This is a genomic window from Sphingobacterium sp. GW821-FHT03E03, assembly GCF_059420745.1.
This window is the reverse complement of sequence record NZ_JBWKUH010000010.1, coordinates 71,851-82,812: the sequence shown is the minus strand read 5'-3', so window position 1 is coordinate 82,812 and position 10,962 is coordinate 71,851. Positions and strand designations below refer to the sequence as shown.

At 41.2% G+C, this 10,962-nt stretch carries 6 protein-coding genes; 1 reads left to right on the top strand and 5 read right to left on the bottom strand.

The features are described 5' to 3' along the window. Positions 1–44: 44 nt before the first annotated feature. The 5 genes from AC07UV_RS13180 to AC07UV_RS13160 all read right to left on the bottom strand — a co-directional run bounded on the left by AC07UV_RS13180 (position 45) and on the right by AC07UV_RS13160 (position 9,755). On the bottom strand, positions 45–1,214 hold the full coding sequence (locus tag AC07UV_RS13180; RefSeq protein ID WP_495184090.1) for a FecR family protein: 1,170 nt from the start codon (positions 1,212–1,214) through the stop codon (positions 45–47). Between the two features lie 83 nt (positions 1,215–1,297). Beyond that, positions 1,298–1,876, bottom strand: a complete 579-nt coding sequence (locus AC07UV_RS13175; protein ID WP_495184089.1) for an RNA polymerase sigma factor — start codon at positions 1,874–1,876, stop codon at positions 1,298–1,300. A gap of 252 nt (positions 1,877–2,128) precedes the next feature. Beyond that, positions 2,129–4,918 (bottom strand): DUF8487 domain-containing protein, encoded by a 2,790-nt coding sequence (locus AC07UV_RS13170; RefSeq protein WP_495184088.1) that lies wholly within the window; start codon positions 4,916–4,918, stop codon positions 2,129–2,131. An 8-nt stretch (positions 4,919–4,926) separates the two neighbouring features. Further along, positions 4,927–8,295: a tetratricopeptide repeat protein gene (locus AC07UV_RS13165; protein ID WP_495184087.1), complete on the bottom strand. Its 3,369-nt coding sequence runs from the start codon at positions 8,293–8,295 to the stop codon at positions 4,927–4,929. 71 nt (positions 8,296–8,366) lie between these two features. After that, the gene (locus AC07UV_RS13160) at positions 8,367–9,755 is read right to left on the bottom strand and encodes a sugar porter family MFS transporter (protein ID WP_495184086.1); all 1,389 of its coding nucleotides are present in this window, start codon (positions 9,753–9,755) and stop codon (positions 8,367–8,369) included. 126 nt (positions 9,756–9,881) lie between these two features. Here AC07UV_RS13160 and AC07UV_RS13155 point away from each other — a divergent pair, with 126 nt between their 5' ends. Beyond that, positions 9,882–10,775: an AraC family transcriptional regulator gene (locus tag AC07UV_RS13155; protein ID WP_495184085.1), complete on the top strand. Its 894-nt coding sequence runs from the start codon at positions 9,882–9,884 to the stop codon at positions 10,773–10,775. The last annotated feature ends 187 nt before the right edge of the window (positions 10,776–10,962 follow it).

Below are 10,962 nucleotides of genomic sequence, written 5' to 3'. Positions count from 1 at the left end.
GTGTTACGAGCACTTCCGATTACTTTTAGCTTCATCTCGTATTGTCACATAACAAGGACCCTCCCATCCTGAATTTTAAATTTATAATTGGATGTCTTTTCGAGCTGCTTGAGTAAATCTGAAAGCTTCTTGGTTCTTTTCATCATAGCAGTAAATGTATCTGTTGAAGTCGATTGTATCGTGATCTCCTTGATATCATACCATTCTTTTACTTTTTGAAGCACTGTTTCTATATCATCTTCTGTAAAGCGGAAAAAGCCATCGCGCCAAGCCAAGATCTCTTTTAGATCGGCCTGCTTCAATACGATTTGCTGTTGTTGTGGATCTGACTCCGCTTGCATACCCGGGGCTAGAATTTTATGCGTGCCGCCCAAGCTGACCTCTACTTTACCTTTGATCAAAGTCGTCAGCGTTTTGGTTTTGGTTAAATCGGATGACACATTAAACTGTGTTCCCAGAACTTTAATCCGTGTTTGCTTTGTTTCTACGATAAAGGGCTTGGCGGGATCATGGGCGACATCAAAATAGGCTTCACCATCTAAGAAAACTAATCTATTGGCTGTCTCAAAATGTACGGGGTAAGTTAAACTGGATCCCGAATTCAAATGTACCTTTGTCCCATCAATCAGTTGTAGCGTTAAGGCGCTCCCTTTGGGGCTATGAAATGTCCGTTTTTCAGAACCGTGCTCACCATGTTTAAGCTGATATAACAACGTTCCATCGTTGTCTCTAACAATAGTCAGATTACCTTTGTCCAATGACTCGGGATTATCGGCAGAAATCGAATATTGCTCACCAGTAGACAGTGTAAGTATGGGCGCATTCCCATCAGGGAGAGCGATCTCATTCGCTAAAACCTGTTTGGAATGTGTTATCGGCGCCGTTTCGCGCTTTACGAAGTATACGATTGAAAAACAAAAAAGAATAACCGCAGCAGCTAAACTACCCCACTTGACATAGTTTATTCTATTTCTTCCTCTGTATGATAATTCTTCTTTGTCTTCTTGAATACGATGGGAAAGCTGCTCGGCCACGCTATCTCTGTCAAATCGTTCTGAACGTGCTGGGATCTTCTCTTCCAGGCTCTCAAACAGCGATGAAAATTGGGATTCATCCAGATCATCCAATTGATCTAACATCTCTTTTAACTCAGTCCGCGAGATTGTATTTCGGAAATAATTGGTCAGCAAATAGCGTAGTCTTTCTTCTTGCATGGTCAAATTGGTTCGTACTTTCTAAGTTTATTTTAGACAGTACACCACAAAAGCAAAAAAGGACTACATGAAATATTCTTTTTTTAAAAAAAATAAAAAAATAGGGATAATAATAGGTTTCTTCCAGATCGCGCCTGTTTCAGTGATTTCGATGCTCTGGCAAGATGATTTTTTACCGTGTTTTTAGAGAGGTTTAGTTCCTCAGCTATCTGTTGACAGGGAACTCCTTCGACCCTGCTCAAAGTAAATATAAGTTTTTGTTGTGCCGGTAACTGGGAAAGATAACACTCAATTTCCTCGGACAGCTCTTTTCGTTCGACCATCCGATCTGCGGTCTCGGATTGGCTCTCGATGTGATAGGCTAATAGTTCAAAAGCAGCATGCGAGCGCTTAATACTCCTTAATTTGTTAAAGCACTCTCTTTTGGCCAAAACATATAGAAATGGCCAAAGATCTACATCTTGTTTTATGCTCATGCGATTGGTCCACAGCTTAACAAATACTTCCTGCACAATATCTTCGCTCCAACCCGTATCTTTCAGCAAATGAAAGGAAACATCAAAGATTCGATCTGCATACAGCCGGTAAAACTGTAGCAAAGCGGCCTCACTTCCCATAGCAAGATCCTGAATCAAATTAGCTTCATAAAATTCTTTTCTCATAACCCAAGTCCCAACTCTTCAGTATATTGGTCGTTTTTCTTTTCCGGTTAAAAATCAGTTTATTGAGACAATTTAGCAATTCTTTCAACAGCACTGCCTTTTTTTATTTAAAGTTTCATTTTCTCATAAAAATAAATTACTTGCGCATCAGCTTATATTATATATATTATTTTCTTGTTTTGTCCAAGGCCTGCAACTTCATTTTTTTCATTAAACTTATTGATATACAGATTTTAACCTGAATATATCAAACTAATAAATAGCACTTGGAGCAGCCTTTTCCTGCAATTCTTTATAGTGCAAAACCTGTTGCAATACATCAGGATTTTCGATAACTTTTGGCGCAAACTTCGAACTATTCATATAGGTGAGTATGGATTGCAGCATCTGCTTTGCAACAGGTCGCTGCGCTAAATCAGTCGCTAGATCAAATGAAGCTACCATCAGTTTGCCATTTCCCACTGCCCCCTCAAATAGTGAAGCTAATTTTCTATTGTTTGCAAAATTATCGATCATCTCTACGAGGGTTTCGCCGCCTTTGACCTGATCCATCAACATTGTTGTCGATTTGATCTGTAAGTCCCACCACTGCCAGTCGGTATGTCCCGCTGTTGGAAAGTCAGCGAATACAGGATGTTTTGGATCACAGAGCAATCCCATTGTCCCAGCCTGCTTCGGAAAGTGTACCGGGCTCCAAAATACCGGAACAAACTTGCCCTCGATACCTGTAATTTTTTTCCAATCAGGATTTAAAAGAACCTTCTTGCCGGCCTGCAGCAGCCGTAAAGCTTCGTCTAGCTCTCTTGTATAACTTACATCAGCAAAATCAATTTTATTTTCTTTTGGATACACCCATATATTCCAATGATTTTCATAATTCGTGCCTTTGAGATTAACATGAACTGTCAGTTTTTTAGCCTGTTGTATCGCCTGTAGTGGCACTTCAAAGCGGCCTATATTCCCATTGTGTCCCTGGCCTACGACTGCTTGAAAGTGACCTTTTGCAATAGTTTTCGTATCCTCTTTCACAGACCACTCGACCAACTGATCGCTCAATGCTGCAGCACCATAATTGCTAATGTCTAAAATCCCCTCAAATACTTCACCATTGGTATATACGGCTTTGGAAAACTGGAGCAAGGGAACTACTGGCGCACAAAACTGTCTAAATTCAGCTGCTGAAAGAATATTCTTACTATCCCAAAAGGCATCCAATAGTCCCACCAGAGCTGTACCTTGGCCTGGGAAATCATGGAGGTCCAATAGTTGATAACCGCTGATACCCGGTGTTTTTAAGGCCCGTTCCAGCTCTTCTTTATAAAGAATTGCTGCCAACTTGCCTGATGACATGGTATATGCCTTCGCTTTATGCAATAGACCCTTGCGTTTCAGATCTTCGGCTACAGCAATAAAGTTTAACGGCTTTAAAACACCTGTATACTTTTTAATCTCCTCCAAATTGGGGTAAACAGCGTATTGTCCGATCTCATGGGTAACCACAGGAATAGAAACACCATCCAATGAAGCACTATAATTTTTATTAAAGACAGGAGGTTCACTATTAAAGACCCCCTGCCCTCTCACCCATCCCTTTGCCGTCCACTGCGTAATCAGAAAATCGTCAAAGGGTTCGCCAACAATTCCATGTCCTTGTTGAAAAGTAAATGATGTCGCCGTATATAGATGTCTCTTATCTTTCTCTTTTAAGTTTTTTACCAGTGCATTAAGAGCATCGAAATCGCCACTCAACTCATTCCCCATGCTCCAAAAGCAAAACGATGGATGATTGCCATATTGCCTGATCATCTTATCGGCTTCCTCATATAAAAAACGTAGCACGGCATCATCCTTACCTGCATTATTCTCCCAGATAGGCAATTCGACCTGAAGATAGAAGCCCATTTCATCAGCTACAGCAAAGGCTGCTTCCGGAGGGCACCAAGAATGGAACCGTAAATGATTGAGGCCCCATTGCTTTGCCGTCAAAAATACTTTCTTCCATCCTGCCTTATCCATTGGAGGATGCCCCGTCAATGGAAAAATGCTGCATTCCAATGTCCCCCGAAGAAACAGGGGCTGCCCATTGATTTCCATCACCGTGCCCTTCTTTGACAATTCACGCATACCGAACGATGTACGCATCATATTGACTCCCTCACTCGAATGGCACTCCACTTCCACATCATAAAGGTTTGGTGAAAATTCGCTCCATGACCGGATATTTGTGCCAAGGTCATAGCTCAATTGTATAGTTGAATCACCGGGCCTTAGTAAAACCACCTTTTCTATTGTCGGAAGATACTTCCGCTCATCTTTAAATTTGGCTCTTACCCGCAATGTGCTACTGGCATTTCTTTGTGCTTTATTTGAAAGAACGACCTGCAGGTCTACACGTTTTGCTCCCAAAACCGGAAAAGTACTTACTTGCTTGATATGAACTCGATCCATTGCTTCAATGTACATCGAACCGATCATTCCATTCCACATAATCTGGGTATGATCCGTGTAAGCATGTGCCATATCATCGACACTGATCGCCAACTTCTTACGATTATCAATACGGATAGTCAGACGATGTTTTTTTCCGGCCTTTAAAAAAGAGCTTAAATCAAATTCATGTGAACCTACAAGACTGCGTTGTTTTTGCGGAACTTCAACTCCGTCAACCCAGACATTGGACTCCCATATAATCCGTTCCAGTTTCAGGATCATTTCTTTACCCGCCCAGCCTTTCGGAATAAACAACTCCTTGCTGTACCAGGCTGCCCCCACATACCGATGTTTCCTTGTCAGGTGTGAAAGTTGGGGTTTTGTAAGCGCTGGTATTAAGCTATTTGCAGTTCCCAGTCCTGCATCGTCAGTTGTCCCAGGTAATTTAATGGGTGTTGTGAAAGACCTATTAGTCCAACCGTTCTTCACACCCATATCCTCTGGATCAAGTTGTACACTCCATTGTCCGGCAAGATTGAGCTGATGCCCTCCAACTGCCAAAACACAGTAGCTCTGTAGAAGAGCAAGCAATAAAATGAGATAACGATGCATGTCTGAATTTAATTATTTAGGGTGACTTCCGCTATAAAAGAGCGTAGTATTGATAAACAACCCTGATGATTGGGCTCTAATTGCCTCACCTGTGCAAGATATTTCTTAGCCAGATCGGAATCTCCTTTACCTAAGTAACCCAAGCCCATTACATATAAACAATGAATCCTATTTTTATGGTCAAGATCATCCTCCCAGATATCCATATCAGGCAATGAAACTGCAAAATAATCGATTTTAAAAGGTTTGTCTAGATAAGTTTTACCATGATCAATTAGACTTTGGAAACATTGTTCAGCTTTTTCTTCTTGTTTAAGCTCAAGCCATGCCAGCCCTTGAAAAAAGATCTTGTCTGGTTGTGGATCATTATAAAAAAGAGCCTGTTGGGGTTCCTGAGCCCCCTGTGTAGCTTTGATGAGATAGGCTGTTGCCTCCTCCTCATTACCCAACGAACCGTATGCAACACCTTTGTAATAATAAATATCGTTCTCCTCCATTGTAATCAGTTTGCCCTCACCAAGATTATGCGGATAGCTGTCAATAGCTGTCAACAAGGCTAAGGCTCCCTTTGGATCATTGGCTTTTAATCTTTCTTTTGCCAGTTCCAGATGACAGATTGTATATTGACGGGACACCTTCCCTTCCCCACCTTCCCAAGGTTTAAACTGTCGGGAAGCCAGCAATTGTCGAGCCTCTTGGTACCGTCCCAGAAGATTGAAAAGTGTAATCCGTTCCAAGAAAAGATCATCTCGACTAACGACAAGATCTGCATAGCGATCCAATAGCATCAATCTTTCCGCGTAATTGTATCCTTGTTTCTTATAGAGCTGGTGGAGTTCCATCAGCAACCGCGCATCTGTCTCATCCAATGCAAATGCTTTTTCAAGCAAAGCAACAGCCCCTTCTTTTCGCCCCATTCGATTATAATAGGCCAGAGCCAGATTCCGGAAAACGGTAGGGAATTGTTGATCCAATTGTATTGCTTGCTCCCAACAGTCTACAGCATCTTGATGTTGTCTCTTGCCGTACCATAGATTCCCCAGGTAGTAATATGCTTTTGCATCGTCATTATTGTGCAGGATTGCATCCTGAAGTATAACGATCTCTTCCAACCGATTTGGGAAGCAATAAGTCGGGTCCATAATACGAGCTTTGTCATAATAGGCTTTTGCTTGATTATTTTGTCCGATACAGGCGTTAAAATAACCCAGTGCATAATATATCATTGGATATACCATTTGCGGATCATCGATTGTTTTTTCCAATAACTGGATGGCTTCTTCATACAGACCAGCTTGAGCAAAATCCAATGCATATTCCACCACACTCTGTACATTGACTTTACATAAATCTAGAATAGGCAATAATATAGTCTCGTCCTTTGTCAGCAAGTACCATTCAAATTGACAGCCTATATTGAATGGATCTATTTCCAGAGAATCTTTAATGTAACTCAACGCTTCGTCTACCCGCCCCAGTTTTCTTAAAATCGAAGTTTTTAATTGCCGGGCTTTATGATGTTTCCAATTTCGGTTTATTGAACGTTCTATTTTTTCCAGAGCAACGTCCCACTGTCCACGCGTTGCATCTATCTGTGCAAGCCCAAAATAACCTGCATCCTGCCAGGCAGCATTCCAGGTTGCCTTGTAAAAAGCGACATAGGCAACTTCCAGTTCCCCGGATAATTGTAAAGCTAAGCCTAGATTATAATAGGCCTCGCCATCGTAAGGATTTGGATTACGTTCGGTAAGTCGCGTAATTGCGGTACGGAAGTAAGGGATGGATTCGGCGATCTTTCCATTTCTCAATAAAAGAGCACCCATTGCATTGTTACATCGTGCATCATGCGGATCCCGTCGCAATGCCTCAAGATAGTAATCCACAGGGTTATAGGTTGCGTGCCGATATTGTTCAAGGTGTTGTCCTGTTAGGAACAATTCCTCCACAGATTGAATGTCCTCTGGTATTGACGCAGCTTGAGCCGGTTCTGGAATATCTGTAATATCTTTTTGTTTTTCCAATTGATAATGCAATATTTCATTTTGATCACTATCATAAACCGATAGAATCAAATCAAATGGATCACTCTGCAAACCAGAAACAGTTTGTTTATAAATATCACGGGGGGAACAATGGATCTTTTCTTCGAGATATATTCTCCCTTGCTTATCCCTCAGAACAATATTAAGTCCTTCAAATGCAGCTGTTGCATATAGAATAATGTCGGCACGCTGCTGATGGACCTCCATATTGAGGACAAGCTCTTTCGTTGCATTCTTCACATGACCAACAGCCGCATAGGGCATAAAATATTGTGACCATGATTTCACCTCATAAGGCTGTAACCAAGCAAAATCGGGCTGATTGTCGGTGTAAACACCTGCCATTAATTCGATATAAGGACCATTTTCGTCCGTCAGATTCCGGTCCCAAGCTAAACCGAAATCCCCGTTACCCCATGTCCATTGCTTCTTTCCCGGAGAAATGTGGTGATCCGCAACGTGCAACATACCCGCATTGGTGTCTCCTGCCTCGTAACCTCCCACAAAATTATATTTTGATTGGATGGCCATATAGGATGTCGGAACAGGAATATTCTTATATTGTGCTATATCAACTCCAGCTGAATAATCGTATTTATAATAGGTTCCTGTCGCGATCGGAAATGTTGAAACTTCTCTTTTGCCATGATCAAAAACTGCATTTACATCAGGTGGAAAAACAGAGTAATAGTCATCATTGACGACAACAGCTGGATTGGCCCACCAGAGGAAAGTCTGCGGTAAGGCCGTGCGATTATAGACCTGCACCTTTATTTCAATAAAGGCTTTGTCTGGATAAAGTGTAAATCCCTGCATGCCCTTCATCCGAAACATGCGTTCGATTTCATTGCACCATACGGTCACACTACCATCTGCATTATGCTCAACTAAATATTCTGTTGGCATGAAGGTAGTCGGGCGGTGATGCTGGGGCCAATTGAATTCGATTCCACCCGAAATCCAAGGCCCTGTAAGTCCTACCAGAGCCGGCTTTATCACCTCATTATAATAAACAAAATGCCGTTCCCTGACCTTATCATAGGCCATGTGAATCCTTCCGCCGAGTTCAGGCAGAATCATCACTTTGATATATTCATTTTCAATAAAGAGTGCCTGATAGATCTTATCCTGTTTCTCATCACTAATTTTTTCAATAATGGGATAAGGATATACCACACCTGAGCTACCTTGGTATACACGTTTTTCAGCAAAAATTGGATTTTTTTCCATCGTACCAACCTCGTAGGTTGGTATCGCCACAGGTTCCTCCCAAACTTTTACTATACCGCGCTGATCGACTGTAGATTTAATCAGGTAACGTGTCAATTCTGTCATGTTCTGAAGAGCTATTAGGTTATATACTATAAGTTGATTTAATTATAAAAATGGATTCCTATATACAAAAATCAGGGTATTATGGCTTCATCAGACCATTCCTGTTCAATTTCCTCGAGACTTTTGCCTTTGGTCTCTTTCAATTGCCTCCACAAAAAGGCATAGCCAATCAAGCAGACTATTCCATACAGCCAAAATGTGCCCGCCGCTCCCAAGCTTTGATTCAACATCGGAAAGGTATAGGTAAGTACGAAACATGCTATCCATAACAGCGAGGTAGCTATAGCCATCGCTTGAGCTCTAACTGCCGTAGGGAAAATTTCAGCAATGATAACCCAGCTCACCGGCGCTAACGTCATCGCATAAACCGCAATTCCAGCTAATACCAGAAGAAGCACAAAGATGCCGCTGCAATTGAAATAGTAGCAAGCACCTAAAGCCGCATAAATACCAAAAAGTCCCGCAGCACCAAACAACATTAATGCGCGACGCCCGACCCTATCGACCATATACATTCCTACGAAGGTAAAGATGACATTGATCACACCGGTTATAATAATATTGAAGAGCATCCCCGAAACCGTGTATCCCGCAGCTGTAAAAATCTCTTGTGCATAGTTAAAGATCACGTTGATGCCACACCATTGTTGAAAGACTGCGATAAAACTTCCGAGCAGCAGCAACTGCAATAATTTCCCTTTAAATAGATTTCTTTTCTTTAGTTTATCATGTTTTTTATTGGCAGCGTCAATGGTAGCCATGTTTTCGTTAGCATAATAATCACCACCCATCCGTAAAAAGACACGTCTGGCCTCTTCATGCTTTCCTTTGTTGTATAGCCATCTGGGACTTTCCGGGATCAGGAAAAGCAGTAATAAAAAAATAACTGCTGGAATAGCTCCTGCCCAAAACATCCACCGCCAGCCCTGCTGTCCATTCCATGTTGTAGCGATAATCTCGTCAGGTAACACAGGTTTCGCAATTAGCCAATTGACAATTTGCGCTGCGAGTATACCCAATACAATCGTCAGTTGGTTGATCGAAACAAATTTTCCACGACTCTCCGCAGGTGCTATCTCGGCAATATACATTGGTGCCAAATTGGAAGCTACACCTATACCTATTCCGCCGAGCACCCGATAGATAATAAAGATGTTAAGGTCAGCAGCCATGCCTGTTCCTACTGCAGAAATAATAAATAGAATTGCAGCCGTATAGATCAATGGCTTCCGTCCATAACGATCTGCCAACCCTCCTGAAAGTAATACACCGATAAAGCTGCCTACAATCGCTGACGACATCGCCCAACCTTGAAGCGCTGGGTCAGATTCCAAATGAAAATATGCTTCGTAGAAAGGCTTCGCACCTCCAATGACAACCCAATCGTAGCCAAAAAGAAACCCACCAATAGCGGCCACAAAAGTGATTAACAGCAAATACGTCGTCGCGGTCTTTTGCATAAGAATTTACATATTTAGATTTATTGACGTAAAATTACTGGAATACTGCATGAGAATCATGTAAGTGAGCACGATAAACATGTAAAATATTATTATTTTTACAGCATATACCAAATTTCCTAACTTATGATTCGAGATACGGATGTAATTGCAGAAGGATTCAAAGGAGAGAAGGCTATTGTGCTTCCTTATTCCGTGTGCAACTATCAAGCACTGAATAATATCACTTCAAAATTGCACATCACACATATCGGCTACTATCCGACAGCAAAAAAGCATTACCGCGATCGACAGGGGGGCTGTACAGAATATATTTTGATCTATTGTGAGAAAGGGCGCGGCTGGATCAAACAGGATGAAATGCTATATAATCTTTCTAGGAACGACCTTTATATCATTCCAAAAGATACAACACATTCCTATGGATCCAAGGCCAATGATCCCTGGAGTATTTATTGGATTCACTTTCAAGGTACCGAGGCTTCCCTGTTTGAAAACATAATCGGACAGATCATTCATATCAATGATACTGACTCAAATAAACACACTGATCGTTTGCAGCTGTTTGAAAGTATCTACCAAAATTTGGAAATGGGCTATAGTCCAGAAAATTTAGAATACACGAGCTTCTGCCTTCAATATTTTTTGGCATCTATCAAATATTCCACTCAATATGAGGAAAACAATCGAGTTAAGGTCGATAATATCATTCAGGATATCATCATGTTTATGAAGGACAATCTGGAGAACAACATTAGTTTAGATGAAATTTCAGCTCATTTCAATTATTCAAAATCGCACTTGATTAACCTCTTCAAGCAGAAAACTTCTTATCCACCCATGGTATACTACAATCAGTTACGCATGCAAAGGGCCTGCTCCTATTTACAATTTACGTTACTGAAAATTAAAGAGATCGCTTTCAAATTGAATTTCTATGATCCATTTCATTTTTCCAAAGCTTTTACCAAAGAGATGAAGATGTCCCCCCAAGATTATCGGAAAAAGTATCAGAAATAAGTCGATTAAATTTCACAGGCCTTCCTGTTAGAGATTTCTATCTTCACAAAAAACAACTTTCTCTGAAAGACCATATTTCAGGTAAAACAGGCACCACAATTTCTTATAGCCCCATTTAGCATGGGTCTATTTCAGATAGACTCCTGTCTATAATCTACCCTGACGAAAGAAGATCAACCTAACAATT